This is a genomic window from Amycolatopsis sp. NPDC049252 (assembly GCF_043197175.1).
Lineage (GTDB): Bacteria > Actinomycetota > Actinomycetes > Mycobacteriales > Pseudonocardiaceae > Amycolatopsis.
Map to the genome: position 1 here is coordinate 44743 of NZ_JBICSQ010000044.1, position 26162 is coordinate 70904.

Consider the following 26162-nt stretch of genomic DNA (forward strand, 5'->3'; position numbering starts at 1 on the left):
CACCAGGTTCAGCCCAGGACGCTCGTGTAGCCGTTGATCGCCGGCTGGCCACCGAGATGGGCGTAAAGCACGTTCGAGTCCTTGCCGATTTCCCCGCGGCCGACCAGGTCGATGAGCCCGGCCATGGACTTGCCCTCGTACACCGGGTCGGTGATCATCCCCTCCAGCCGGGCGCACGTCTCGATGGCGTCCACAGTGGACGCGTCGGGGATGCCGTAGATCCCGCCGTGGTACCGGTCGTCCAGCTCGACGTCGGGAATTTCGCCTGCCCCGATCAGCTCGGCCGTGTTCTTCGCGATCCGCGTGATCTGTTCGCGGGTCTCGTCCGGCTTGGCGGAGGCGTCGATGCCCAGAATGCGCCGGGGTTTGCCGCTCAGCGCGGCCCCCGCGACCATCCCGGCCTGGGTGCTGCCGGTGACCGAGCAGACGATCACGGTGTCGAAGAAGACGCCCAGCTGCTCTTCCTGCTGTTCCAGCTCGGCGATCCAGTTCGCGAACCCCAGCCCGCCGAGCCGGTGGTCCGACGCGCCGGCCGGGATGGCGTACGGCTTCCCGCCGCCGACCTCGATCTCGGCGACGGCGTCCTCCCACGCCTGCTTGAACCCGATGCCGAACCCGGCATCGACCAGCCGGACGTCCGCGCCGAGAATCCGCGAGAGCTGGATGTTGCCGACCTTGTCGTAGAGCGGGTCGTGCCAGTCGACCCAGCTTTCCTGCACCAGCACGGCCTTCAGCCCGGCGCGCGCCGCGGCGGCCGCGACCTGCCGGGTGTGGTTGGACTGGACACCGCCGATCGAGACGAGCGTGTCCGCTTTGTGTGCGAGCGCGTCGGCGACCAGGTATTCGAGCTTGCGGGTCTTGTTGCCGCCGTACGCGAGCCCGGAGTTCACGTCCTCACGCTTGGCCCAGACCTTCGCGCCGCCGAGGTGCTCGGTGAGCCGCTCCAGCGGGTGCACCGGCGACGGGCCGAAGAGCAGGGGGAAGCGCGGGAAGTCGGCCAGGGTCATCGGTCCTCCAGCAGGTCGGTCCAGATGGTCGAGATCACGGAGACCGCCGTGGCGGTGTCGTGCTTTTCGAGGGCGTCGATGAGCCGCGTGTGGCGTTCCACCGAGTTCCAGGCGAGCGCCGAGCTGAACCGGGCGTGTTCCAGGCGGCGCAGCAGCGGCGTGTAGCGGTCGAGGGTGGCGGCTACGGCGGCGTTGCCGGCCAGCCGGACCGGGACGTCGTGCAGTTCGTCGTCCGCCCGGACGGCGGCCGCGACGTCACCGGCCTCGATGGCTTTGGCGAACCGGTCGTTGGCCGCGCGCATCGCGGCGACGTCCTCCCGGCGGACCTTCGGCACGGCTTGGCGGACGGCGAACTCGTGCAGCAGCCGGACGATCTCCCGGGCGTCGGTGACGTCGGGGGACATGACGTCGGAGACGCGGGTGTAGCTCTGCGGTTTCGAGTCGACGAGACCGTCTTCGGCCAGGCGCAGCAGGGCCTGGCGGACGGGAGCCCGCGACAGCCCGAGCTGCTCGGCGAGGTCGGCGTCACGCAGTGGTGCGCCGGGCTTCAGCGTGCCGTCGACGATCGCGTGGCGGATGCGGTCGTACGCCTCGTCACGCAGCAACGGGCGAGCGACCTTCGAGAGACTCACATCTAACATGTTAGATGTCGCGCGCTCGCCCGGCAAGATCTTCGGCCGGCTCGAGCGTGTCCGTGCGGTGGGTGCTTCGTCGCCGGCGCAGCAGTCGGGCCGACCGCACCATCCACAGGCACCCCGTGATGTGGACAACCAGGCCCGGGCCGCCGCCTTTTCCGGGTTCCGCCGGGCGCCCCCGATAAACTGGACTGGGGACGCCCCCCGGAGAGGGCGGGGGCTGGGTTGGGTGGGGCCGCCCGGGGGAGCTGCGGTCAGTAGACGGGGCCGGTGTACTTCTCGCCAGGGCCCTGACCAGGGGCGTCGGGGACGGCGGACGCTTCGCGGAAGGCCTTCTGGAGCGACTGCAGGCCGTCGCGCAACGGGCCGGCGTGCAGGCCGAGGTACTCGGCGGACGCGGTGACGAGCCCGGCCAGCGCGGTGATCAGGCGGCGTGCCTCGTCGAGGTCGCGGTGCGGGGACGTCTCCGGGTCGGCGTCGGCGAGGCCGAGGCGTTCGGCGCCCGCGGACAGCAGCATGACGGCCGCGCGGCTGATCACCTCCACGCTGGGGATGTCCTCCAGGTGGCGTGCTTCGGGGGAATACGGGGGCTGTTCGGAGGGTTGATCTGACACGTCTGGTACCCTTCCACGAGCGACCAGCCCCCGAGCGATCGGGGGCGGCAAGTGGAGCCCCGCTCCCACCCGTGTCACCGTACAGGTGTCCGGGTCCGGTCTCGCCCGGACTGCAAGTCCAGGGTGAAGTACCCGGCTTAGCGGCCGGGTGCGATCGGAAACAGAGTGGGCCCCGCACACCGCAATGGTGTCGGGGCCTTCGCTATGTGGGCACCAGGTCGAACGAGAACAGGAAACATTCCTCGGACCAAGGAGGCCCCATCAGCTCCGAGACACGCATCAACGACCGAATCCGGGTGCCGGAGGTCCGACTCGTCGGACCCGCCGGTGAACAGGTCGGCATCGTCCGGATCGAGGATGCGCTGCGCCTGGCGCAGGAGAACGATCTCGACCTCGTCGAGGTCGCGCCGCAGGCCCGCCCGCCGGTGTGCAAGCTCATGGACTTCGGCAAGTTCAAGTACGAGAGCGCGCAGAAGGCCCGCGAGTCGCGTCGCAACCAGCAGCTGACCGTCATCAAGGAACAGAAGCTGCGCCCCAAGATCGACCAGCACGACTACGAGACCAAGAAGGGTCACGTGTCGCGCTTCCTGGCGGCGGGCAACAAGGTCAAGGTCACGATCATGTTCCGCGGTCGCGAGCAGTCCCGGCCGGAGCTCGGCTACCGGCTGCTGCAGAAGCTCGCCGAGGACGTCACCGAACTGGGCTTCGTCGAGTCTTCGGCGAAACAGGACGGTCGCAACATGATCATGGTGCTGGCCCCGCACAAGAACGTGAAGCCGAAGGCCAAGGTCGAGCCGGTTCCCGAACCGGTCCCCGAGGCGTAAGGCGCCGACCAGCACATGTCAGCGGCTCACCGGAGTCTCCGGTGAGCCGCCGCACGAAAGAGGACTGAAATGCCGAAGATGAAGACCCACAGCGGGACGTCCAAGCGGATCCGCGTCACGGGCACGGGCAAGCTGCGCCGTCAGAAGGCCGGTCGCCGGCACCTGATGGAGAAGAAGTCCAACCGCCTCACCCGCCGGCTCGAGGGCACCACCGAGCTGTCGAAGACCGAGGCCGGCCGGGTCAAGCGCCTTCTCGGCATCTGATCCCGCAGAACTTGCTGTAACCACCCGGGGCGTCTCGTCGCGCCCCCCGAGATCGACAGGATGGACCCGTGGCACGCGTCAAGCGGGCGGTCAACGCCCAGAAGAAGCGTCGCGCAACTCTCGAACTGGCCAGCGGCTACCGCGGCCAGCGTTCGCGGCTGTACCGCAAGGCCAAGGAGCAGACGCTTCACTCGCTCAACTACGCCTACCGGGACCGTCGTGCCCGCAAGGGTGACTTCCGCCGCCTGTGGGTCACCCGCATCAACGCGGCCGCCCGCGCGAACGGCGTGACCTACAACCGGTTCATCCAGGGCATCAAGGCCGCGGGTGTCGAGGTCGACCGCAAGATCCTCGCGGACCTCGCCGTCAACGACGCCGTGGCCTTCACCGCGCTGGCCGAGCTCGCCAAGGCCAACGTGAACACCGAAGCGAAGTCGGCCTGACCGGCAGCTTTCCCCGGCCCGGGGTGGATCCGTTCACCGAACGGACCCCCCGGGTCGTTGCTGCGCGCAAGCTCACGCGGCGCGCGGACCGCGACAAGACCGGCCGCTTCCTGGCCGAAGGCGCCAACGCGGTCGAAGCGGCACTGGCCGCGGGTGGCGTGCACGAGCTCTTCGTGACGTCCCGCGCGGCGGCCCAGCACGCGAACCTGGTGGACGCGGCCCGCGCGGCCGGCGTCCTGGTCTCACCGATCACCGATCGTGCTGCCGACGGCCTGTCCGAAACCGTGACGCCCCAAGGCATCGTGGCGGTGTGCGCGCTGCTCGACCGTCCACTCGAGACGGCGGTGACTCCGGCCGCCCGCCTGGTGGTGGTCCTCGTGGACGTCGCCGACCCGGGCAACGCGGGCACGGTGATCCGCGTGGCGGACGCGGCGGGCGCCGACGCGGTCGTCCTGGCGGGCGACACGGTCGACCCCCACAACGGCAAGTGCGTCCGGGCCGCGGCGGGCAGCCTGTTCCACGTCCCGATCACCCGGGTCCGAGACGTCCCGGCGGCCCTGGCCGCCTGCTCGGCGGCCGGCCTGCGCACGCTCGCGGCCCACGGCTACGCCGACGCGGAACTCGATCGGGTGGACCTCACCGAGCCGACGGCCTGGGTGTTCGGCAACGAGGCCCACGGCCTGCCCGAAGACGTCCTGTCCGCGACCGACCTCGCGGTCCGCATCCCGCTGTACGGCAAGGCGGAGAGCCTCAACCTGGCCACGGCGGCGGCGGTTTGCGTGTACACGACCGCGATGGCCGCCCACCGCTGAGACGTGGCCCGGCGATGCCTGCCCGCCGCTGAGCAAATGGTCCCGTCTACCCGCCGCGATGGCCGCCACCGCAGCTCAAGGTCCCGCGGCCTGCGGCGCTCGCCTGCAAGCCGCAGTTCTGTCATCGCATGGCCTGGCTCGCGCCTGGTGCACCTCCGTTGTCACGCGGGTCAGTCCGTCGCTATCGCGCCTCCGTCGTCGCGCGGCTCGCTCGCGTCGTCGCCCCTCCTCCTCGCCGGCTCACCTGCCGCTCAGCCGAGTGCATCGCCCCGTCTCACCCACGCGGCATGGCCTCTTCGCGAAGCCCTGGCAGCCGATCAACCCGCCGTCCGCTCGCCGGCCACGCGCCGCGCGCCCACCAGCGGTTCACCTGCTGTGACCGGATTCCCGGGCACCCGGCCTGGTCATCGTTCAGGCCCGTCAGGCCCGCCACCGGCGCGCCCCGAGGGCGACCACGGGCACCCCGACCCGATCCCATAGACTTTTCTTGCCTTTGACCTCTCGTGCGCCGCGTTGTGCGGCGGAGCACGAACGACCAGTCCCAGCGGACGCCGAGGAGTTATGTCCGGAGCCAAGGAGAACGAAGCCCAGGGCGGCGCGGTTCTCGCCCCCGAGACGCTGCAGGAGGCCGTCAAGGCCGCCGAAGCGGCGTTCGCCGCCGCCACCGGGCTCGATGTGCTGGCCGAGGTCAAGCCCGCGCATCTCGGTGACCACTCGCCCCTGCTGCTGGCGCGCCGCGAGATCGGCGCCCTGCCCAAGCAGGAGAAGGCCGAAGCGGGCAAGCGCGTCAACGAGGCCCGCCGGGCCGTCCAGTCGGCGTTCGACACCCGCCGCGCCGAGCTCCAGGCGGAGCGTGACGAGCGCGTGCTGCGTGACGAGGCCGTCGACGTCACCCTCCCGTGGGACCGCGTCCCGCGCGGCGCCCGGCACCCCATCAGCACCATCTCCGAGCGCGTCGCCGACGCGTTCATCGCGATGGGCTACGAGGTCGCCGAGGGCCCGGAGCTCGAAGCCGAGTGGTTCAACTTCGACGCGCTGAACTTCGGCAAGGACCACCCCGCGCGCCAGCTGCAGGACACCTTCTACGTCGGCGAAGAGGACTCCGGCCTGGTGCTGCGCACGCACACCTCGCCGGTCCAGGCCCGCACCCTGCTGCACCGCGACCTGCCGGTGTACGTCGTGTGCCCCGGCCGGACGTACCGCACCGACGAGCTCGACTCCACCCACACCCCGGTGTTCACCCAGGTCGAGGGCCTCGCGGTGGACAAGGGCATCACCATGGCGCACCTCAAGGGCACGCTCGACGCCTTCGCCCGCGCGATGTTCGGCGAGAGTTCCAAGACCCGGCTGCGCCCGCACTTCTTCCCGTTCACCGAGCCCTCCGCCGAGGTGGACGTCTGGTTCGAGGAGAAGAAGGGCGGCCCCGGCTGGGTCGAGTGGGGCGGCTGCGGCATGGTCAACCCGAACGTGCTGCGCGCCTGCGGCGTCGACCCCGAGGTGTACTCGGGCTTCGCCTTCGGCATGGGCATCGAGCGCACCCTGCAGTTCCGCAACGGGATCCCGGACATGCGCGACATGGTGGAAGGCGACGTCCGCTTCACCCTTCCCTTCGGAACGGAGGCGTAGTGCGAGTCCCAGTCAGCTGGCTGACCGAACACCTCGACGTGGGCAGCGAGGTCACGCCGCAGGACCTGGCCGACGCGTTCGTGCGGATCGGGATCGAGGTCGACGACCTCAGTGAGCTCGGGCCGGTGACCGGCCCGCTGGTGGTCGGCCGCGTGGCCGAGATCGAGGAACTGACCGAGTTCAAGAAGCCGGTCCGCTTCTGCCGCGTCGACGTCGGCGAGGTCGCCGAGGACGACGACGAGCCCGAAGACGACGACGAAGACGAGGACGACGAAGAGTCCGGCGAGTTCGACGAGGGCCCGCACGGCATCAAGACCCGCGGCATCATCTGCGGCGCGCGCAACTTCACCGAGGGCGACCTGGTCGTCGTCGCGCTGCCCGGCGCGGTGCTGCCGGGCGACTTCGCCATCGCCTCCCGCAAGACCTACGGCCGCATCAGCGACGGCATGATCTGCTCGGCGCGCGAGCTCGGCCTCGGCGAGGACCACACCGGCATCCTGGTGCTGCCGCCGGGCACCGCGAGCCCGGGCGACGACGCCCATGAGCTGCTCGCCCTGAACGACACGGTGATCGAGCTCGCGCCGACCCCGGACCGCGGCTACGCGCTGTCGATCCGCGGCCTGGCGCGCGAGCTGTCGAACGCCCTCGACGTGCCCTTCGGCGACCCGGCGCTGCTGGAGGTCCCAGCGGCCGAGGGTGACGCGTGGCCGGTGCACGTCGAGGACCCAGAGGGCTGCCCGCGGTTCGTGCTGCGCCGGGTCACCGGCCTCGACGCGACCGCGCCGACCCCGTGGTGGATGCGGCGGCGGCTGATGCTGGCCGGCATCCGCTCCATCTCCCTGGCCGTCGACGTCACGAACTACGTGATGCTCGAGCTCGGGCACCCGCTGCACGCGTTCGCCACCAAGGCCGTCCAGGGCGACTTGGTGGTGCGCAAGGCGAAGCCGGGCGAGAAGCTGACCACTTTGGACGACGTCGAGCGCACCCTCGACCCGGACGACGTGGTCATCGCCGACGACAGCGGCGTCATCTCGCTCGCCGGCACCATGGGTGGCGCGAGCACGGAGATCACGCCGGAGAGCACCGACGTGCTGCTCGAGGCGGCGCACTGGAACCCGGCCTCGATCAGCCGCACCGCCCGGCGCCACAAGCTGTTCTCCGAGGCGGCCAAGCGGTTCGAGCGGTTCACCGACCCGCAGCTCTGTGCGGCGGCCGTGGAGCTGGCCGCCCGCCTGCTGCGCCAGTACGGCGACGCCGGTATCCGGCCCGGCCGCACCGACGTGGGCGTGGTCGAGCCGAACCCGCCGGTCGTGATGCCGATCAACCTGCCCGACCGGGTCGCGGGCGTGAGCTACCAGCGTGGCGTGACCGTGCGCCGGCTGAGCCAGATCGGCTGCAAGGTCTCGGTCAGCACCGGCGACGACGGCACCGGTCAGGTCACCGCGATCCCGCCGAGCTGGCGCGGCGACCTGCGCCAGCCCGCCGACCTCGTCGAAGAGGTGCTGCGGCTGGAGGGCTACGACAGCATCCCGTCGGTCCTGCCCGCCGCCCCCGCCGGCCGTGGCCTGACCGACTCCCAGCGGCGCAGCCGCAGTGTCTCGCGGGCCCTGGCCGAGGTCGGGTACGTCGAGGTGCGGCCGTTCCCGTTCGTCGGCGACGCGGTGTGGGACGCCTTCGGGCTGCCGGAGGACGACGTCCGCCGCAACGCCGTCGTGGTCCGCAACCCGCTGGAGGCCGACCGCAACAAGCTGGCCACCACGCTCCTGCCGGGGCTGCTGGACACGTTGCAGCGCAACGTGTCGCGCGGGATGAAGGACGTCGCGCTGTTCCAGGTCGGGCAGGTCGTGCTGCCCGCCCCGAACCCGCTGAAGATGCCGGACCTCGGCGTCGACCGGCGGCCGACCGACGAGGAACTGGCCGTGCTCGAGGCGGCCGTGCCGCCGCAGCCGGTGCACGTCGCCGTCGTGCTCGCCGGCCAGCGCCACCGCGCGGGCTGGTGGGGCGGCGGCGACCAGGCCGGCTGGGCCGACGCGGTGCAGGCCGCCCGGACGATCGCGGAGGCCGCCGGGGTCGAGCTGACCACGCAGGCCACCGACCTGCCGCCGTGGCACCCGGGCCGCTGCGCCCAGCTGCGGGTCGGCGACTGGCCGGTCGGGCACGCGGGTGAGCTGCACCCGAAGGTCGTCGAGGCGCTCGGCCTGCCGCCGCGCACCGTGGCGATGGAGCTGGACCTCGACGCGATCCCGCTGCCGGACTCCCGCCCGGCGCCGAGCGTGTCCGGCTACCCGCCGGTGCTGCTCGACGTCGCGCTGGTCGTGGCCGCGGACGTGCCGTCGGGCGACCTCGCCGCGGTCCTGCGCGGCGGAGCGGGCGAGCTGCTCGAGGACATCACGCTGTTCGACGCGTACGCCGGCGAGCAGGTCGGCGAGGGCAAGAAGTCGCTGGCCTACAAGCTGCGCTTCCGCGCGCCGGACCGCACCCTGACGGTGGACGAGGCGACGAAGGCCCGCGACGCCGCAGTCGCCGCAGCAGGTGAACGCTTCGAAGCAACCCTGCGCGGCTGACACTCGCGCACAACGCTGTCGCTGTCGAGGAGGGGCCGGGAAACCGGCCCCTCCTCCACGTCCAGACCAGCCTGCTCGCTCCAAGGCCACGGTGGTCAGCACTACGCGACGCCGCCCGATCCCGGCACCACCATCCGTGCACCGGCCCCGCAAGCCGCCCGCTCGGGCACCTAAGCCGGCCCGCCAGGACGCAAGCCGACCATCCGGGCACGCGAGCCGACGGTCTGGGTGCGCGAACCGACCCTTCAGGTACGCGATCCGACCGTCCGGGTGCGCGAAGCGACCGTCCAGGTACGTGGATCGCGGGTCCCGGTGCGCGGCCGACTCCTCCGGTGCGCGAACCAGCTGACCGAGTACGCGAGCCGCCGCTCCGGCGAGCTGCGCGGTGGCGGAGCCGACCCCTTCGTCCGGGATGACCGTCACCCGATGTGCTTGAGCGCCTCCCGGCGGGACAGTCCCGACAAGCCCGGATGATCGTCCACGAAGGAGCGCACCCAGTCCGGTGAGGTCTTCGCGTAGTCGCGCAGTGCCCAGCCGATTCCCTTGCGCAGGAAGAACTCCGGCTCGGCGATCGCGGATTCGATCGTCCGGGTGAGCAGGTCCGTGTCGGTGTCCTCCTTGGCGCCCACCTGGCAGATGATCGCCGTGCGTCGTCGCCAGAGGTCGGGGCCGGCCGCCCAGCGCAGCATGATCGGCGTGACCTCGCCGCGGGCGGATCGCAGGATCGGGCCCACCCGCCGGATGGCGAGCTCGTCGACGTGGTCCCACCAGGCGCCGGTGACGATCATTTCCTCGTACATCGGGATCAGCCCGGGATCCTGCCACCGCCGGTACTCGCGATATCCGGAAAGATCGAGAGCCGCGTAGCGCTCTTCCCGGAATTCGGCTTCCCGCCACAGCGCCAGCACGGTCGCCGAATATGTCACTCGATCGGGCAGTATGTGGTCGGCGAGCACTCGCTTGAGGAGCACGCTCCGCTCCGGTTTGGCCACTCCGCGAGACGGCATGGCCGACTTCATGTACGCCTGCATCGCCGGTGCTTTCACCGGATCGGCCAGCTCGGCCAACCCGGTACGGACCGCCTTGACCAGCCGTTCGTCCGCGGCCATCCGCCCTCCCGCCGTGCTCGGTCGCCCGGAGCGTACCCACGGCCACTGACAGTTCCGAAAGCTCGGCGGCCCGGCCAGGTACCGACGAAAGGCGGATGGCGGAAGTCGTGGCGGTCAGCGAGATTGTGCAGGGTTGCCGGTAGTTTCGTCGAAATCTGGCGAACTCTGTCGAATGCGGACGAAAAGGACGACTGTGAAAAGAATCGTTGCCGCTGTCGCCGCCGCGGGTCTCGCGGCCGGGCTGATGGCCGCCGCGCCCGCCGCCTCGGCGGACCCTGGGGTGCAGTTCAGCCCCGCGCCGATCGCCTGGGGGCCATGCGACTCGGCGAACCTCAAGGCCGCGGGTGCCGAATGCGGCTTCCTCGAAGTGCCGATGGACTACGCCCGGCCGGGGGGCCAGAAGGTCTCCGTCGCGGTGTCGCGGATCAAGCACAAGACCGCGCAGTCCCAGGGGATCATGCTGGTGAACCCGGGCGGCCCGGGCGGGTCGGGCCTGGGGCTTTCGGTGCTCGGCAAGTACGTGCCGAACCACGCGGGTGACAACTACGACTGGATCGGCTTCGACCCGCGGGGTGTCGGGTCCAGCAAGCCGTCGATCAGCTGCGACGGGAACTACTTCAGCTACGACCGGCCGGCGTACGTGCCGACCACGCCGAAGCTGGAGAAGACCTGGCTCGACCGCTCGAAGGGCTACGCGGACGCCTGCCGCAAGAACGGCGCGATCCTCGACCACATCAAGACGACCGACGTCGCGCAGGACATGGACAGCCTGCGCAAGGCGCTGGGCGAGAAGCAGATCAACTACTACGGCTTCTCCTACGGCACCTACCTCGGCCAGGTGTACAGCACGATGTACCCGAAGAACGTCCGCCGGATGGTGCTGGACGGCAACGTCGACCCGCGGAAGGTCTGGTACCAGGCCAACCTCGACCAAGACGTCGCGTTCGACAAGAACATCAAGATCTACTTCGACTGGCTGGCGTCCTACGACAGCGTCTACCACCTGGGCAAGACCGGCGCCGCGGTGGAGAAGCTGTGGTACGACACCCAGCGCAAGCTCGCCAAGAACCCGGCGGGCGGGGTCATCGGCGGTGACGAGTGGACCGACGTCTTCCTGCAGGCCGGCTACTACGTCTTCGGCTGGGTCGACATGGCCAAGGCCTTCGACGGGTACGTCCACAAGGGTGACTGGCAGACGCTGAAGGCGCTCTACGACGACTCGAACCCGCCCGGCGACGACAACGGTTTCGCCGTCTACCTGGGTGTGCAGTGCACCGACGTCCAGTGGCCGACGAACTGGAACAAGTGGCGGGTCGACAACTGGCTGACCTACGCCAAGGCTCCGTTCGAGACCTGGGGCAACGCCTGGTTCAACGCGCCCTGCGTGTACTGGCCGGCGAAGGCGGGCAAGCCCGTCGACATCAACGGCAGCAAGGTCGCCGGCGCCCTCCTCATCAGTGAGGAGCTCGACGCCGCGACGCCGTACCCGGGCAGCCTCGAGGTCCGGAAGCGGTACCCGAACTCGAGCCTGATCAGCGCGCCGGGTGGCACCACGCACGCCGGCTCGCTGTCCGGGGTGTCCTGTGTGGACGACCGGATCGCCGACTACCTGGCCACCGGCAAGCTGCCGAAGCGGCAGCCCGGCAACCACTCCGATGTCCAGTGCAGCCCGGTTCCGCCGCCGGTGCCCGACGGCGCCGCGGCGCAGAAGTCGGACAGCTCCGCGAAGGCGGCTCAGGAGAAGCAGAGCACTTTGGCCCAGCTGCTGCACTTCTGAGCGAAACAGTCGCAACCCGGTGCCCCGGTCCGGCTCGTCCGGACCGGGGCACCGTCTTGTCCGCCGGTGTCTCATCGTCGCCTCCCGATGACGTGGTGTGGTCGACGAGGACGCTAGGGGAAGGGTCCGACAATTTCGGAGCGGAGTCGGCCGTGAGCGGTGCGTGCCCGAAAATTGTCGGGGGTGCGCGCTAGCTTCGTGGCATGTCGATCATCGAAGAGCGCCGGACCGAGATCCGGGCACAGGAAACCATCTACCAGATCGCGGTCTCGACCAGGACGGACGACGACCGCGCCGAACCGAACACCAGGGTGATGATCACCCTGGAAGCCGGCGGCCCGGGCGGCGAACCGGTCGCCGAGGGCAGTCTCGACCTGGACCTCGACGTGGCCGCGACGGTCGCCGACCTGATCACGGACGGCCTGCTGTCCGTGACCGGCGGCGGGCGGTCGCCGCGGCGAAGATCCGCGGGCCGGGCCGCTCAGCAGGGTCGCCCGTGGAACGACGAGATGGACGCCGAGCTGGAGAGCCGGTGGGTGGCGGGCGAGAGCGTCGCGGAGATCGCGGCGTACTTCGAGCGCACCCCCGGCGGTATCCGCGCCCGGCTGCCGCGTGTGGGCTGCGACCCGGAGAACCCGGGCTGCTACCTGCCCGTGCCGCCCAGCAAGCGCACGGACCTCGACGGGGGTGAACCGGGCTGAGCCCGGTGGCGGGCCGGTCCTGGCGTGGGCCGGCCCGCCACTGCGGCCATCCCGTTTCTTCACCCGAAGGAGTTGTCCTGATGAGTTTCGATCTGGCTGTCTGGCACGAGTCCACGACCGCCGAAGAAGCGCCCGGCAAGTACGCGGAGCTGACGACCCTCGAATCGCTGGTCCTGGAGCGCCATCCCCGGGCCGTCGCGTTCCACCGGGAGTTGACCGCCCGCTACCCGGAACTGGCCGACGTGCCGGCCGGCGAGCTCGGCAGCTGCCCGTGGTCGACGGCCCTGACCGTCGCCGGTGACGGCGTGGTCATGTCGATGAGCTGGTCCTGCTCCGACGCCGTCGTCGAGTACGTCCAAGAGCTGGCCCAGCGGTATGGCCTGGTCCTGTACGACCCGCAGGACGGCACCGCCTACCCGCCCAAGGCCGGTGCGTAGTGCCCGCCGTGCCGAGCGATGGCTCAGGCCGTCACGCCCGCGCCCGTCAGCGCGCGGGTGGCGAGGACCTTCAAGTGCGCCACCAGTTCCGGCGGTTCCTCGACGGTGAACGCGCACCCCAGCCCGAGCAGTCGGAACGCGAGCCAGTCCAGGGTGTCCGCGTGGCTGCGCCACCGGCAGCCGCCGTCGTCCAGCGGCACGAGCTCGCCGACCGCCGAACCGAGCCGCTGTGCGAGCTCGTCCGCCGGGGCCGCCAGGACCGCCACCGCCTGGTAGGTGGGCGCGAGGTCGTAGAGGCGATCGAGGACGTAGGCCGCCAGGTCCGTGGCGGGAGGCCGGCGCGGGGCGATGCGCCCGCCGGTCGCCTGCGCGTCGCGGACGCGGTCGGCGCGGAAGACCCGCCAGTCGTCCCGGTCGAGGTCGAAGGCGACCAGGTACCAGCGCCGGCCGGCGGCGACCAGCCGCAGCGGCTCGGCTCGGCGCCGGCTCTCGGCCCCGTCGGCCGCGCGGTAGCGGAACCGGACCGTCTCGTGGTTGGTGATCGCGCCGGCGAACGCGGTCAGCTGCGCCGGGTCGACGGCGGGTCCGGTGGCCGGCACCGCGATCGTCGCGGTGCCGATCGTGCCCACCCGGCGGCGCAGCCGCGCGGGCAGGATCTGCTCGAGCTTGGCCAGCGCCCGCACGGACGCCTCTTCGATGCCGTCGACGGTCTGGCCGGCGGCGGTCCGCAGACCCACGGCGATCGCGACGGCTTCGTCGTCGTCGAGCACGAGGGGCGGCATCGCGGTGCCGGCGACCAGCCGGTAGCCGCCCATGACACCTCGGCTCGCCTCGACCGGATAGCCGAGTTCGCGCAGCCGCTCGACGTCGCGGCGGATCGTGCGCGGGCTGACCCCGAGCCGGTCGGCCAGTTCGCTGCCGGGCCACTCCCGCGGGATCTGGAGCAGCGAAAGCAGGCCGAGCAGCCGCGCCGGGGTGTCCGTCATCGGCACAGCATCCCAAGAGCCCCGTTCCCGGTGCCGCGCGGTGGCGGGCACCACTTCCCGGGTAATCCTGTTTGTTTAGCCTTGCAAGGGCGTGCATAATCATGCGTATGACGGTGAACATCGCGGTGGCCGGAGCCAGCGGGTACGCGGGCGGCGAACTCCTGCGCCTGCTGCTGACCCATCCCGAGGTCGAGATCGGCGCGCTGACGGCGGCCAGCAGCGCCGGCACGAAGCTCGGCGTCCACCAGCCACACCTGGTCCCCCTGGCCGACCGCGTCCTGGCGGAGACGACGCCGGAGACCCTCGCCGGCCACGACGTCGTTTTCCTGGCCCTGCCCCACGGTCACTCGGCGGCGCTCGCGGCGCAGCTCGGCCCGGACGTCCTGGTGGTCGACCTCGGCGCCGACCACCGGCTGGGCGACCCCGCCGACTGGCATCGCTGGTACGGCGGCGACCACGCCGGTCAGTGGCCGTACGGCCTCCCCGAACTCCCGGGCGCACGCGAGAAGCTCGCCGGCACGAAGCGCGTCGCCGTGCCGGGCTGCTTCCCGACCGGTGGTTCGCTCGCCCTCGCTCCCGCACTGGAGGCCGGCCTGGTCGAACCGGACGTGACCGTCGTCGCGGTCACCGGCACCTCCGGCGCCGGCAAGAGCCTGAAGCCGAACCTGCTCGGCTCCGAGGTGATGGGCTCGGCGAGCGCGTACGGCGTCGGCGGCGCCCACCGCCACACCCCGGAGTTCGCGCAGAACCTCTCCGCCGTGGCGGGCGAGCGCGTCACCGTGTCCTTCACCCCGGTACTAGCCCCGATGCCGCGCGGCATCCTCACCACGGCGAGCGCCCGGCTGAAGGGGGGCGTCGACGCGGCGGCCGCCCGCGAGGTCTACGAGAAGGCCTACGACGCGGAGCCGTTCGTCCAGCTCCTGCCCGAAGGCGCGTGGCCGACCACCTCGGCGACGCTCGGCTCGAACAACGTCCAGCTGCAGGTCACGGTGGACGCCGACGCGGGGCGACTGGTCGTCGTCGCCGCGATCGACAACCTGACCAAGGGCACCGCCGGCGGTGCCGTCCAGTCGATGAACCTGGCCCTCGGCCTCCCCGAAACCACCGGGCTTTCCACCGTAGGAGTGGCACCGTGACCGTCACCGGCCCTCAGGGCTTCCGCGCCGCCGGCGTCGCCGCCGGGATCAAGGCATCCGGCGCGCTCGACTTCACGCTGGTCGTCAACGACGGCCCGCTCGACGTCGCGGCGGGCGTGTTCACCCGCAACGTGATCAAGGCCGCGCCGGTGCTGTGGTCGCAGGAGGTGCTGAAGCAGCAGCGGCTCAAGGCCGTCGTCCTCAACTCGGGTGGGGCCAACGCGGCCACCGGCCCCGGCGGCTTCCAGGACACCCACGCCACGGCCGAGAAGGTCGCCGAGGCGCTCGGCGCCGGGGCGATCGAGGTCGCCGTCTGCTCGACCGGCCTGATCGGCGAACGCCTGCCGATGGACGCGGTGCTGGCCGGGGTCGGCACCGCCGTTGCGGCCCTCGAAGCGAGCGACCAGGCGAGCCTGAACGCCGCCACCGGCGTGATGACCACGGACACGAAACCCAAGCAGGCGTTCGCGAAGCACGAGTCCGGCTGGAGCGTCGGCGGGTTCGCCAAGGGCGCCGGCATGCTCGCGCCGAACCTCGCCACCATGCTCTCGGTGCTGACCACCGACGCCGTGGCGGACAAGGAAACCCTCGACCGAGCCCTGCGCGCGGCCACCCACGTCACCTTCGACCGCCTCGACGTCGACGGCGGCACGTCCACCAACGACACCGTCCTGGTTCTGGCCTCCGGCGCCAGCGGCGTGGAACCCACCGAGGCCGAGCTCGCCGAGCTCATCACGACCGTCAGCCGCGACCTGGTGCTCCAGCTGCGCGCCGACTCCGAAGGCGCGACGAAGGACGTCGACATCACCGTGCAGGGCGCCGAGTCGGAGGCCGACGCGATCGCGGTCGCCCGCACGATCGCCGAGGACAACCTGGTCAAGACGGCGCTGTTCGGCTCCGACCCGAACTGGGGCCGGATCGCCATGGCGCTCGGCCGCGTCCCGGCCCGCATCGACCCGGAGACCGTGTCGATCGCGGTCAACGGCGTCACCCTGTTCGCCAAGGGGATGCCGGCCGCCGACCGGTCCGAAGCGGACCTCACCGGGCGGGCCATCAACATCGTCGTCGACCTGGGTGTCGGGTCGGCCGAATCCATGATCTACACCACGGACCTTTCGCACGGTTACGTCGAAGAGAACAGCGCGTACTCCTCATGACCGGCTCGGAGGCTCTGATTTCCGCGGACGAGAGACTGGCGACGGCGGCCGAAAAGGCCGGGGTGCTCATCGAGGCGCTGCCTTGGCTGCAGCGGTTCCACGGCGCCACGGTCGTCGTGAAGTACGGCGGCAACGCCATGATCGACGACACCCTGAAGGCGGCCTTCGCCGAGGACATGGTGTTCCTCCGCCTGGCCGGCCTGCGCCCGGTCGTCGTGCACGGCGGCGGCCCGCAGATCACCGCGATGCTCAACCGCCTCGGCGTGTCCGGCGAGTTCAAGGGCGGCCTGCGGGTCACCACGCCGGAGACGATGGACATCGTCCGGATGGTGCTCACCGGGCAGGTCAGCCGCGAGCTGGTCGGGCTGATCAACGCCCACGGGCCGTACGCGGTCGGCATCTCCGGCGAGGACGCCCGGCTGTTCACCGCCGAGCGCAAACAGGCCACTGTGGACGGTGAACAAGTCGACATCGGCCTGGTCGGTGAGGTCGCCGAGGTCAACCCGGACGCGGTGCTCGACATCGTCAACGCCGGGCGCATCCCGGTGGTGTCCACGGTCGCCCCGGACATCGACGGCGTGGTCCACAACGTCAACGCCGACACCGCCGCCGGAGCGCTGGCGGCCGCGCTGGGCGCCGAAAAGCTCGTGGTGCTCACGGACGTCGAGGGCCTCTACGCGAACTGGCCGGACCGTTCGTCGCTGATCGACCGCATCCGTGTCGACCACCTCGAGCCGATGCTGCCCGGCCTGGCCAGCGGCATGATCCCGAAGATGGAGGCGTGCGTGCGCGCCATCCGCGGCGGCGTCCGACGGGCGCACGTGATCGACGGCCGCCTCGCCCATTCGGTGCTGCTCGAGGTCTTCACCTCCCGCGGCGTCGGCACCATGGTCTTCCCCGAAACGGAGCTCCCGTGACCGACCTCAAGTCCAATGTGGATGGCCAGCAGCACTGGAAGTCCGCGCTGATGGACAACTACGGCACCCCCGCGCTGACGCTGGTCCGCGGCGAGGGCGCGAAGGTGTGGGACGCCGACGGCAAGGAGTACGTCGACCTGGTCGGCGGCATCGCCGTCAACGCGCTCGGCCACGCGCACCCGGCGATCGTCAGCGCCGTCACCGAGCAGATCTCGCAGCTGGGCCACACGTCGAACCTGTACGTCAACCCGGTCGCCGTCGAACTGGCGGAGGCGCTGCTCGACGTCGCCGGCCTGCACGGGAACGGCAAGGTGCTGTTCGTCAACTCCGGTGCCGAGGCGAACGAAGCCGCGCTGAAGATCAGCCGGCTGACCGGGCGCACGAAGGTGATCGCCGCCGAGGGCGCGTTCCACGGCCGGACCATGGGCGCGTTGACGCTCACCGGGCAGCCCGGCAAGCGCGACCCGTTCAAGCCGCTGGTGCCCGGTGTCGAGCACGTGCCCTTCGGGGACGTCGCGGCGCTCAAAGCGGCGGTCGACACCGACACCGCGGCCGTGTTCCTGGAGCCCGTGCTCGGCGAGGCCGGCGTGATCCCGGCGCCGGACGGCTACCTGCAGGCCGCGCGCGAGATCACCAAGGCCACCGGCACGCTCCTGGTGCTCGACGAGGTGCAGACCGGCCTCGGCCGGCTGGGCACCTGGTTCGGCTACCAGCAGGCCGGCATCGTGCCGGACGTGATCACCCTGGCCAAGGGCCTCGGCGGCGGCCTGCCGCTCGGCGCGGTGATCGGCGTCGGCGCGGCGGCCGACCTGCTCAAACCCGGCCAGCACGGCACCACCTTCGGTGGCAACCCGGTCTGCTGCGCGGCGGGGCTGGCCGTGCTCCGGACCATCGCCGCGGACAACCTCCTCGACCACGTCTCCGCGCTGGGCAAGGACATCGCCGCGGGGGTCGAGGCGCTCGGCCACCCGCTCGTCGCCGGCGTGCGCGGCGCCGGCCTGCTGCTCGGGATCGCGTTGCGCCAGCCGGTGTCGGGGGCGGTGGCCAAGGCCGTCCAGGACGCCGGGTACCTCGTGAACCCGGTCGCGCCCGACACCGTCCGGCTCGCGCCGCCGCTCGTGCTCGACGGCGACCAGGCCGCGGGCTTCCTCGCCGCACTTCCGAACGCGCTCGACTCCACCACGAAGGACTCCGACTGATGCCCCGCCACTTCCTCCGCGACGACGACGTCAGCCCCGCCGAGCAGAAAGCCATCCTCGACCTCGCCGACGCGCTGAAGGCCGACCCGCTCGGCAACCGCGCGCTGGCCGGGAAGTCCGTCACCGCGATCTTCGAGAAGAACTCGACGCGCACCCGGTTCTCGTTCGAGGTCGGCATCAGCCAGCTCGGCGGGCACCCGGTGATCGTCGACGGCCGGTCCATGCAGCTGGGCCGCGAAGAGACGATCGAGGACACCTCGCGCGTGCTGTCGCGGTACGTCGACGCGATCGTGTGGCGGACCTTCGCGCAGAAGCGCATCGAGGCGATGGCTTCGGCCGCGTCGATCCCGGTGGTCAACGCGCTGACCGACGAGTTCCACCCGTGCCAGGTGCTCACCGACCTGATGACGATCCGGGAGCGCAAGGGCGAGCTCGCCGGGCTCACCCTCGTCTACCTCGGTGACGGCGCCAACAACATGGCGCACTCGCTGCTGCTGGGCGGCGTCACGGCCGGGATGCACGTCCGCGTGGTCTCGCCGCTCGGGTTCCAGCCCGACCAGCAGGTCGTCCTCGACGCCAAGACCCGCGGCGAGGAGACCGGCGGCACGGCCACGGTGTTCACCGACCCGTACGACGCGGTGGCCGGCGCCGACGTGCTCGTCACCGACACCTGGACGTCGATGGGGCAGGAGAACGACGGGCTCGACCGGGTCGGCCCGTTCCGCGCCCTGCAGGTCAACACCGAGCTGCTGAAGAAGGCGGCGGACGACGCGATCGTGCTCCACTGCCTGCCCGCGCACCGCGGGTGGGAGATCACCGACGAGGTGCTCGACGGCCCGGCCAGCGCGGTGTGGGACGAGGCCGAGAACCGGCTGCACGCCCAGAAGGCCCTGCTCGTCTGGCTGTTCGAAGAGAGCCGATCCGAAAAGAGCCGGCCGTGAGCAACAGCCGGGTCGGGCGGCAGGCCAGGATCACCGAGCTGGTCTCGTCCACGACCATCCGCAGCCAGACCGAGCTCGCGAAGCTCCTGGCCGCGGAAGGCATCGAGGTCACCCAGGCGACGCTGTCGCGCGACCTCGACGAGCTGGGCGCGGTCAAGCTGCGCGGCCCGGACTCCGGCGCGCCGGTGTACGTGATCCCCGAGGACGGCAGCCCGGTCCGCGGGGTCCAGGGCGGCACGTCACGCCTGTCCCGGCTGCTGGCTGAACTGATGGTCTCGGCCGACTCGTCGGGCAACCTGATGGTGCTGCGAACCCCGCCCGGTGCGGCGCAGTTCCTGGCCAGCGCCATCGACCGGGCGGCGCTGGAAGAGGTCGTCGGGTCGATCGCGGGTGACGACACCGTCGCGGTGATCGCCCGGGAACCGTTGTCGGGCAAGGAACTCGCCGAACGCTTCGCCGCGCTGGCCCAGCGCTCGGTCGCGGAACACGGAGACGAAGGAACGCCATGATCGTGCTCGCCGGTACCGGCAGGGAGGTCACCTCGGCGGCTGCGAAGCTCGCCGGGGAGACCGGTGGCCACCCGCCGGCCGGCGGGTCCGTCCGCGACGTCGAGACGTTCGCTGAAGACCACTGCCTCCCGGCGATCCAGGCCAACGCGCTCGTCTTCGACCTGGCCTGGCCACTGGTCGCGGTGCCTGGTGCCTCCTCGGTCGAAAGGACCCTCTGGAGTTACGTCGTCGAGCCCGGCGACCGGTGGCGGTTCCCCGCCGAAGGCGAGTTCCTCGCTCCGGAGGAGGTCACCGTCACCTTCGACCGCGGGGTCCCGGTGGCGGTCGACGGCGAGACGGTCTCGGTCGCCGAGGCGCTCCGAAGGCTGAACCGCCGGGTGGCAGCGCAGGGCGCCGGACAGCATCGGACGGAGGACGGGCGGACGTTCGCGGCGCCGGGTGCGCTCGCGCTGGTCACGGCGCACCGCGCGCTCGAGCGGGCCACCCTCGAGCCCGGGCTGGCCCGGTTCAAACGGCAGGTCGACCGCGAATGGGCCACCCTGGTCCGCGACGGCCAGTGGTTCTCACCGCTGAAGCACGCGTTGGACAGCTTCGTCGTCGACGCCCAGGAGACGGTCACCGGCGACGTGAGGCTGCTGCTGCACGGTGACCGTGTCACGGCCCTCGAACCGCGCGACGACCAGCCCGCGGCCGAGGCCGGCACGCGACCCGGCAGGATCGCCGCACAGGCCTGAACCACGAAACAGATCTAGGAGAAGCGAGAACAGTGAGCGGGAACGAGCAGCCGGTCCAGTTGTGGGGCGGCCGGTTCGCCAGCGGTCCGGCGGAGGCCATGGCCGCGCTGAGCGCGTCGACGCACTTCGACTGGCGCCTGGCGCCCTACGACATCGCCGGGTCCCGCGCGCACGCCCGGGTGCTGCGCAAGGCGGCCCTGCTCACCGAAGACGAGCTCACCGGCATGCTGTCCGCGCTGGACACGCTGGCCCAGGACGTCGCCTCGGGCGCCTTCACCCCGACGATCGCCGACGAGGACGTCCACACCGCGCTCGAGCGTGGCCTGCTGGAGCGGGCCGGGACCGAGCTCGGTGGCAAGCTGCGCGCCGGCCGTTCGCGCAACGACCAGGTGGCCACCCTCTTCCGGATGTGGCTGCGGGACGCGGCCCGCCGGGTCGTCGCGGGCACGCTCGAGGTCATCGACGCGCTCGTGTCGCAGGCCAGGCGGCACCCGGACGCGATCCTGCCCGGCCGCACGCACCTGCAGCACGCCCAGCCGGTGCTGCTCGCGCACCACCTGATGGCCCACGGCCAGGCGCTGCTGCGCGACGTCTCCCGCCTGCAGGACTGGGACACCCGCACGGCCGAGTCGCCGTACGGCTCGGGCGCGCTGGCCGGCTCGTCGCTGGGTCTCGACCCGGAGGCGGTCGCCGCAGAGCTCGGTTTCACGACCAGCGTCGAGAACTCCATCGACGGCACCGCTTCGCGCGACTTCGTCGCCGAGTTCGCCTTCGCCGTCGCGATGCTCTCGGTGAACCTGTCCCGGATCGCCGAAGAGGTGATCATCTGGAACACCGCCGAGTTCGGCTACGTGACGCTCGACGACGCCTGGGCCACCGGCAGCTCGATCATGCCGCAGAAGAAGAACCCGGACGTCGCCGAGCTGACCCGCGGCAAGGCGGGGCGGCTCATCGGCAACCTCACCGGCCTGCTGGCGACGCTGAAGGCGCAGCCGCTGGCCTACAACCGGGACCTGCAGGAGGACAAGGAGCCGGTGTTCGACTCGGTCGAGCAGCTCGAGCTCCTGTTCCCGGCCATCTCCGGCATGCTCGCGACCCTGACCTTCCACACCGACCGGCTCGCCGAGCTGGCCCCGGCCGGGTTCACGCTGGCCACCGACATCGCGGAATGGCTGGTGCGCCAAGGGGTTCCGTTCCGCGTCGCGCACGAAGCGGCGGGGGAGAGCGTCCGCGTCGCCGAGTCCCGCGGGGTCGGCCTGGACGAGCTCACCGACGAAGAGTTCGAGAAGATCAACCCGGCCCTGACGCCCGCGGTGCGCGAGGTCCTGACCGTCGAGGGCTCGGTGAACTCCCGTGACGCCCGGGGTGGCACGGCGCCCGTTCGCGTCGCCGAACAGCGTGCGCGGCTCGAAGACCGGGTCACCGCGGCCCGCCAGTGGCTGAACTGAGCTGAGCCGGAAGGCCGGTCAGGCGTTGCGCGCCTGGCCGGTCTTCCGCAGCTTCGCCCGGAACGCCCGGGTGGCGACCGGGCCGAGGTTCTCGACGACGTCGACGAGCGCGGCGAGCTGGTCGAGCGCGGTCAGGGCCCGCTCGGCGCCGCCGGGGTCGACCGCTTCGAACAACGTCAGCCCGAGGAAGCCCGCCGACACGGCGCGGGCCAGCCCGTCGGGATCGGCGAACTCGACCAGCGGTGAGCCGGCGAGCACGCGCTCCAGCGTCGTCCGGACCTCGGAGATCCACTTGTCGAGCGCCTCGCGGGTCGCCTCCGCGAGGCGGCCGCCGCCCTGCGCCCCGGCCAGGGTCTGGGCCAGCAGCGCCATGTTCCCCTCGGCGCGTTCACCGGCGTGGATCTCGCGCCCCAGCGCCAGCAGCTCGCCGAGGGTCCTCACCTCGGTGAAGCGGTCGCGGTACCCCGCGACCCGGGCTTCGGTCGTGGTGAGGCAAGCCTGCGCGACAAGCTCTTCGACGCTGCCGAAGTGGTAGAAGACCAGTGCCTGGTTCACCCCTGAGGCGGCGGCGACCGACCGCGCGGAGACGGCGGTGATGCCCTGGTGCCGGATGACCTCCAGCACGCCGTCCACGAGCCGCTGTTTCGTGTCCTGCGAACTGGGGTTCCGGCTTCTGCTCATCAGTGCATGACCTTCTCACGCAACGGTTTGACCGCGCCGCTCACCCCGCCGCCGACGTCGACGAACCGGGCAGCGAAGCTGCCTTCGTAGCCGAACACCGGCCCGAAGCGCGAGTGGACGACGGAGACCTCGATCCGGAACCGCCCGCTCGCCGCGTCGAACCACTCGTCGACCTGCGCGGTGCCGGTGAGCGCCCGCGGCAGGCGCGCCCGCAGAGGCCCTTCGCGGAGCCGGAACCCGCCGGAGCGGATCCGGAACCCGCCGTCCGGGCGTGCCGACACGGCGAGGTCCACCGCCAGGTGCTGGTGCGTCCCCAGGTAGTCGACGAGCCCGCGCCCGGCGCTGTGCACCATCTGCGCGTCGAAGCGCCGCCGCCGGCCCGGGAATTCGAAGGTGCGCACGAACGACACCGTTTCGCGGCCGTGCCGGTCCACGTACGGGTAGTTCTCGATGGTGAACGGCACGTTCCGGCCCCGCTCGGGGAACAGGATGTGCCGGGTCGAGCCGAGCCACAGGAACGGCAGCGTGAACCCCGGGCCGCGCCAGATCCGGTCCATCACGCCGTGGCCGATCATGCCTCGCGTGCCGCACAGGGCGAGCCGTTCCCGCACCCGCGGGTGCAGGTTCGCGAAGTCCGCGCCGAGCGCGCGTTCCAGGACCCCGGTCACGCGGGCGCCCCGACCTGGGAAGTCGCCCGGTCACGGGGGCGCGTCCGGACGCAGCGAGCGGCCGACGGCGCGGTCAGCGGCTGCTCCTCCGGTGGGGTGCCGGTCTCGAGCCAGAGCCGGAGCCGGTCGAACGACCACGCCGTCAACCACCCGAACACCGGCCGGAAGACCCGGTCCGCCAGCTGCCCGGACCGGCCCCAGCGGGTGCGGTAGTCGAACCCGGTGACGAACCGGACGCCGTCGCCGGCCGGCGTATAGCGCCAGAACCCGGCACCCGCGCTGATCAGCGACAGCGGGTCGGCGGAGGCGAACCGCAGCACCGACGTGCGCGAGCCGTCCGGCCAGGTGCGCGACGCCGCACTGGTCCCGACGCCGGTGACCGTCACCCCGAGGAACCTCGAGGCGTAGCGGAAGTGGCCGTCGTGGCCGTCGATCGGGCTGATGTCGGCGAAGCGGAGGTCCCAGCGGCGGTGCAGCGCCGGGTCCTGGGTGTGCTGCCACAGCGTGTCCAGGTCCGTGCGGATCACGGCCTCGACGTAGAGCGACTTCGGTCGCATGCCGGCTCCCTTCAGAGTTTGAGCGACTGCTCAAATCGACTGTAGAGCGTTTTGAGCGATCGCTCAAGGGGTCGGCGAGATACCCGCAGCGACCCGCTGGTTAGGCTGGTCATCGCAGGAACTTCCCGAAGGAGGGGACGCTTGAGCGGCGACGCAGGCCGGTTGTTCACCCGCGACGAACTGGCCCTGGACCCGGTCGACCTGGCCCACCTGCTGCTCGGCTCCGTCATCGAGTCGACCGGTCCCGACGGCACCGTCGGCGTCCGCCTGGTCGAGGTCGAGGCCTACCGCGGCGAGGACGATCCGGCGTCGCACTGCTACCGCGGCCGGACCCCGCGCAACGCCGTCATGTGGGGTCCCGCCGGTCACCTCTACGTGTACTTCGTCTACGGGATGCACTTCTGCGCCAACGTCGTCGGCACCCACGAGGACATGCCCGGCGCGGTGCTGCTCCGCGCGGGTGAAGTCGTCTCCGGGCTCGACGTCGTCCGCAAGCGGCGTCCCAACGCCCGGGGGACCGGCGAGCTGGCCAAGGGCCCGGCCATCCTCACGTCGGTGCTGCGCGTCGACCGCGCGCAGAACGGCGTCGACCTGACCGATCCGGCGTCGCCGGTGCGCCTCCACGTCGGCGAGCGCGTGCCGCCCGAGCGGATCCGGGTCGGTCCCCGCGTCGGCGTCGCGACGGCGATCGACACGCCGTGGCGGTTCTGGGACGGCGCCTCCCCGGCCGTGTCCACCTACCGCCGCGGCGGGAAGCGCCGGGTCCGACCCGCCAGTTAGTCGGTTGACCTGGTGCGGGAGGATCTACAGGCGTGAGCGAACACATCCTCGACGAGCTGTCCTGGCGCGGCCTCATCGCGCAGTCCACCGACATCGACGCCCTCCGGCGCGAGCTCGACCAGGGTCCCGTGACGCTCTATTGCGGGTTCGACCCGACCGCGCCCAGCCTGCACGCCGGCAACCTCGTCCCGCTGCTCATGCTCAAGCGCTTCCAGCGCGCCGGGCACCGGCCGATCGTGCTGGCCGGCGGCGCGACCGGGATGATCGGCGACCCGCGCGACACCGGTGAGCGCACGCTGAACACGCTCGACGTCGTCGCCGAGTGGGCCGGGCGCATCCGCGGCCAGCTGGAGCGGTTCGTCGACTTCGACGACAGCCCCACCGGCGCGGTCGTCGAGAACAACCTCAACTGGACCGGCCAGCAGAACGTCCTGGAGTTCCTGCGCGACGTCGGGAAGCACTTCTCGATCAACGTCATGCTCAACCGGGAGACGGTGAAGCGGCGGCTCGAGAGCGACGGCATGTCGTACACCGAGTTCAGCTACCTGCTCCTGCAGTCGCAGGACTACCAGCAGCTGTACCGCCAGTACGGGTGCAAGCTGCAGGTCGGCGGGTCGGACCAGTGGGGCAACCTCGTCGGCGGCGTCGACCTGATCCGCCGTACCGAGGGGGCGGCCGTCCACGCGCTCACCGCGCCGCTGGTCACCGACGCCGAGGGCCGCAAGTTCGGCAAGTCCACCGGCGGCGGGAACCTGTGGCTCGACCCCGAGATGACCTCGCCGTACGCCTGGTACCAGTACTTCGTGAACGTGGGCGACGCCGACGTGGTCCGGTACCTGCGGATGTTCACCTTCCTCGACCAGGAGGAGATCGCCGCCCTGGCCGAGGACACCGAACAACGCCCGCACCTGCGCTCGGCGCAGAAGCGGCTGGCCGAGGAGTTCACCACCCTCGTGCACGGGGAGGACCAGACCCGGCAGGTGATCAACGCCAGCCAGGCCCTGTTCGGCCGCGGTGAGCTGGCCGACCTCGACGGGCGCACGCTCGACGCGGCCATGGCCGAGGTCCCCAACGGCGAGGTCGACCCGTCGGGCGAACCGACGATCGTCGACCTGCTGCTCGCCGGGGGACTGGTGGACAGCAAGGGCGCCGCGCGCCGCACGGTGAAGGAGGGCGGCGCGTACGTGAACAACGTGAAGATCGCCGACGAGGAGTGGAAGCCCGCCGCGGGCGACGCGCTCCACGGCAAGTGGCTCGTCGTCCGACGAGGCCGGCGCAACGTCGCCGGCGTCGCGCTCGGCAGCTGATCGGCTCCGGGGCCCGAAACCGGGCCTTGACCTGCGGGAACGCGGTTAAGGTACCCCCCTGTTTCGGGCCCCGGAGGGCCATGTAAAGTTCTCCAAGTCGCCAGGGAAACCGGGTGGCCGCCGGGACACGAACCAAGCTCTCGCAGAAGCGATTGAGTGGGTGTCCCACACAAACTGCTAGGAATAACCCGCTTCGGGTGATGCCGGGCCTTGCGAGGTCTGGGATTGTCCGGGGTGTGTTGCTTGAGAACTCAACAGTGTGCTAGTGAACTAAGCCAGTAGAGCTTATGTTTTGAAACCTCGTATGAGGTTCCTTTGAGAGCATTAAA

At 71.2% G+C, this 26162-nt stretch carries 27 protein-coding genes; 19 read left to right on the forward strand and 8 right to left on the reverse strand.

Going from position 1 to position 26162, the window contains the following annotated elements:
* Positions 1 to 8: 8 nt before the first annotated feature.
* From ACGFMK_RS32560 to ACGFMK_RS32570, 3 genes are all read right to left on the reverse strand, one after another.
* Positions 9 to 1007, reverse strand: a complete 999-nt coding sequence (locus ACGFMK_RS32560) for a 1-aminocyclopropane-1-carboxylate deaminase (protein ID WP_392771389.1) — start codon at positions 1005 to 1007, stop codon at positions 9 to 11.
* Positions 1004 to 1639: a GntR family transcriptional regulator gene (locus ACGFMK_RS32565; RefSeq protein WP_392771392.1), complete on the reverse strand. Its 636-nt coding sequence runs from the start codon at positions 1637 to 1639 to the stop codon at positions 1004 to 1006. Before ACGFMK_RS32565 ends, ACGFMK_RS32560 begins: the two co-directional genes overlap by 4 nt.
* A gap of 257 nt (positions 1640 to 1896) precedes the next feature.
* Positions 1897 to 2256, reverse strand: coding sequence for a DUF1844 domain-containing protein (locus tag ACGFMK_RS32570; RefSeq protein ID WP_323337907.1), 360 nt, complete (start codon positions 2254 to 2256; stop codon positions 1897 to 1899).
* Positions 2257 to 2462: 206 nt separating this feature from the next.
* Here ACGFMK_RS32570 and infC point away from each other — a divergent pair, with 206 nt between their 5' ends.
* From infC to pheT, 6 genes are all read left to right on the forward strand, one after another.
* A complete protein-coding gene (infC, locus tag ACGFMK_RS32575; RefSeq protein WP_392771395.1) occupies positions 2463 to 3080 on the forward strand; it encodes a translation initiation factor IF-3 in 618 nt (205 codons plus the stop codon).
* 69 nt (positions 3081 to 3149) lie between these two features.
* A complete protein-coding gene (gene rpmI, locus ACGFMK_RS32580; RefSeq protein ID WP_220241959.1) occupies positions 3150 to 3344 on the forward strand; it encodes a 50S ribosomal protein L35 in 195 nt (64 codons plus the stop codon).
* Between the two features lie 68 nt (positions 3345 to 3412).
* Positions 3413 to 3787, forward strand: a complete 375-nt coding sequence (rplT, locus tag ACGFMK_RS32585) for a 50S ribosomal protein L20 (protein WP_360688086.1) — start codon at positions 3413 to 3415, stop codon at positions 3785 to 3787.
* Positions 3788 to 3810: 23 nt separating this feature from the next.
* On the forward strand, positions 3811 to 4599 hold the full coding sequence (locus tag ACGFMK_RS32590) for a TrmH family RNA methyltransferase (protein ID WP_392771399.1): 789 nt from the start codon (positions 3811 to 3813) through the stop codon (positions 4597 to 4599).
* A 561-nt stretch (positions 4600 to 5160) separates the two neighbouring features.
* The gene (pheS, locus tag ACGFMK_RS32595) at positions 5161 to 6225 is read left to right on the forward strand and encodes a phenylalanine--tRNA ligase subunit alpha (protein ID WP_392771402.1); all 1065 of its coding nucleotides are present in this window, start codon (positions 5161 to 5163) and stop codon (positions 6223 to 6225) included.
* On the forward strand, positions 6225 to 8789 hold the full coding sequence (pheT, locus tag ACGFMK_RS32600; RefSeq protein WP_392771405.1) for a phenylalanine--tRNA ligase subunit beta: 2565 nt from the start codon (positions 6225 to 6227) through the stop codon (positions 8787 to 8789). The genes pheS and pheT overlap by 1 nt, the downstream gene beginning before the upstream one ends.
* A 419-nt stretch (positions 8790 to 9208) precedes the next feature.
* Here the strand turns inward: pheT and ACGFMK_RS32605 are convergent, their stop codons facing one another.
* On the reverse strand, positions 9209 to 9898 hold the full coding sequence (locus ACGFMK_RS32605) for a DNA alkylation repair protein (RefSeq protein WP_392771408.1): 690 nt from the start codon (positions 9896 to 9898) through the stop codon (positions 9209 to 9211).
* 193 nt (positions 9899 to 10091) lie between these two features.
* Between ACGFMK_RS32605 and ACGFMK_RS32610 the strand changes: the two genes are divergently transcribed.
* The 3 genes from ACGFMK_RS32610 (at position 10092) to ACGFMK_RS32620 (ending at position 12813) form a co-directional block, all read left to right on the forward strand.
* Complete coding sequence (locus ACGFMK_RS32610; protein WP_392771410.1) at positions 10092 to 11675, forward strand: alpha/beta hydrolase; 1584 nt, start codon at positions 10092 to 10094, stop codon at positions 11673 to 11675.
* A 203-nt stretch (positions 11676 to 11878) separates the two neighbouring features.
* Positions 11879 to 12376: a helix-turn-helix domain containing protein gene (locus ACGFMK_RS32615; protein ID WP_392771412.1), complete on the forward strand. Its 498-nt coding sequence runs from the start codon at positions 11879 to 11881 to the stop codon at positions 12374 to 12376.
* Between the two features lie 80 nt (positions 12377 to 12456).
* Positions 12457 to 12813 carry a hypothetical protein gene (locus ACGFMK_RS32620; protein ID WP_392771414.1) on the forward strand — a complete coding sequence of 119 codons (357 nt, stop codon included), beginning with the start codon at positions 12457 to 12459 and terminating at the stop codon, positions 12811 to 12813.
* A gap of 23 nt (positions 12814 to 12836) precedes the next feature.
* Here the strand turns inward: ACGFMK_RS32620 and ACGFMK_RS32625 are convergent, their stop codons facing one another.
* Positions 12837 to 13799 (reverse strand): helix-turn-helix transcriptional regulator, encoded by a 963-nt coding sequence (locus ACGFMK_RS32625; protein WP_392771415.1) that lies wholly within the window; start codon positions 13797 to 13799, stop codon positions 12837 to 12839.
* Between the two features lie 107 nt (positions 13800 to 13906).
* Here ACGFMK_RS32625 and argC point away from each other — a divergent pair, with 107 nt between their 5' ends.
* From argC to argH, 8 genes are read left to right on the forward strand one after another with little or no spacing between them, the layout of a single operon-like run.
* A complete protein-coding gene (gene argC, locus ACGFMK_RS32630; RefSeq protein WP_392771417.1) occupies positions 13907 to 14935 on the forward strand; it encodes an N-acetyl-gamma-glutamyl-phosphate reductase in 1029 nt (342 codons plus the stop codon).
* Positions 14932 to 16092 (forward strand): bifunctional glutamate N-acetyltransferase/amino-acid acetyltransferase ArgJ, encoded by a 1161-nt coding sequence (gene argJ / locus ACGFMK_RS32635; protein ID WP_392771420.1) that lies wholly within the window; start codon positions 14932 to 14934, stop codon positions 16090 to 16092. The genes argC and argJ overlap by 4 nt, the downstream gene beginning before the upstream one ends.
* Positions 16089 to 17009, forward strand: coding sequence for an acetylglutamate kinase (gene argB / locus ACGFMK_RS32640; protein ID WP_392771422.1), 921 nt, complete (start codon positions 16089 to 16091; stop codon positions 17007 to 17009). Before argJ ends, argB begins: the two co-directional genes overlap by 4 nt.
* On the forward strand, positions 17006 to 18208 hold the full coding sequence (locus tag ACGFMK_RS32645; protein WP_392771424.1) for an acetylornithine transaminase: 1203 nt from the start codon (positions 17006 to 17008) through the stop codon (positions 18206 to 18208). The genes argB and ACGFMK_RS32645 overlap by 4 nt, the downstream gene beginning before the upstream one ends.
* Positions 18208 to 19149, forward strand: coding sequence for an ornithine carbamoyltransferase (argF, locus tag ACGFMK_RS32650; protein WP_392771426.1), 942 nt, complete (start codon positions 18208 to 18210; stop codon positions 19147 to 19149). The genes ACGFMK_RS32645 and argF overlap by 1 nt, the downstream gene beginning before the upstream one ends.
* On the forward strand, positions 19146 to 19658 hold the full coding sequence (locus tag ACGFMK_RS32655; RefSeq protein ID WP_392771430.1) for an arginine repressor: 513 nt from the start codon (positions 19146 to 19148) through the stop codon (positions 19656 to 19658). The genes argF and ACGFMK_RS32655 overlap by 4 nt, the downstream gene beginning before the upstream one ends.
* Positions 19655 to 20392: a hypothetical protein gene (locus tag ACGFMK_RS32660; protein WP_392771433.1), complete on the forward strand. Its 738-nt coding sequence runs from the start codon at positions 19655 to 19657 to the stop codon at positions 20390 to 20392. The genes ACGFMK_RS32655 and ACGFMK_RS32660 overlap by 4 nt, the downstream gene beginning before the upstream one ends.
* A gap of 32 nt (positions 20393 to 20424) precedes the next feature.
* Positions 20425 to 21840 (forward strand): argininosuccinate lyase, encoded by a 1416-nt coding sequence (argH, locus tag ACGFMK_RS32665; RefSeq protein ID WP_392771436.1) that lies wholly within the window; start codon positions 20425 to 20427, stop codon positions 21838 to 21840.
* An 18-nt stretch (positions 21841 to 21858) separates the two neighbouring features.
* On the opposite strand, the gene ACGFMK_RS32670 is transcribed toward argH, so the two are convergent.
* The 3 genes from ACGFMK_RS32670 to ACGFMK_RS32680 are packed head-to-tail and all read right to left on the reverse strand — an operon-like array spanning position 21859 to position 23746.
* Positions 21859 to 22521, reverse strand: coding sequence for a TetR family transcriptional regulator (locus tag ACGFMK_RS32670; protein ID WP_392771439.1), 663 nt, complete (start codon positions 22519 to 22521; stop codon positions 21859 to 21861).
* Positions 22521 to 23189 (reverse strand): DUF4166 domain-containing protein, encoded by a 669-nt coding sequence (locus ACGFMK_RS32675; RefSeq protein ID WP_392771441.1) that lies wholly within the window; start codon positions 23187 to 23189, stop codon positions 22521 to 22523. Before ACGFMK_RS32675 ends, ACGFMK_RS32670 begins: the two co-directional genes overlap by 1 nt.
* Positions 23186 to 23746, reverse strand: coding sequence for a hypothetical protein (locus tag ACGFMK_RS32680; protein ID WP_392771444.1), 561 nt, complete (start codon positions 23744 to 23746; stop codon positions 23186 to 23188). Before ACGFMK_RS32680 ends, ACGFMK_RS32675 begins: the two co-directional genes overlap by 4 nt.
* A gap of 141 nt (positions 23747 to 23887) precedes the next feature.
* On the opposite strand from ACGFMK_RS32680, the gene ACGFMK_RS32685 reads away from it, so the two are divergent.
* Together ACGFMK_RS32685 and tyrS are read left to right on the forward strand one after the other, a co-directional pair.
* Entirely contained in the window at positions 23888 to 24526 is a 639-nt protein-coding gene (locus ACGFMK_RS32685) for a DNA-3-methyladenine glycosylase (protein WP_392771447.1), read from the forward strand.
* A gap of 32 nt (positions 24527 to 24558) precedes the next feature.
* A complete protein-coding gene (tyrS, locus tag ACGFMK_RS32690; RefSeq protein WP_392771450.1) occupies positions 24559 to 25833 on the forward strand; it encodes a tyrosine--tRNA ligase in 1275 nt (424 codons plus the stop codon).
* Positions 25834 to 26162 lie beyond the last annotated feature (329 nt).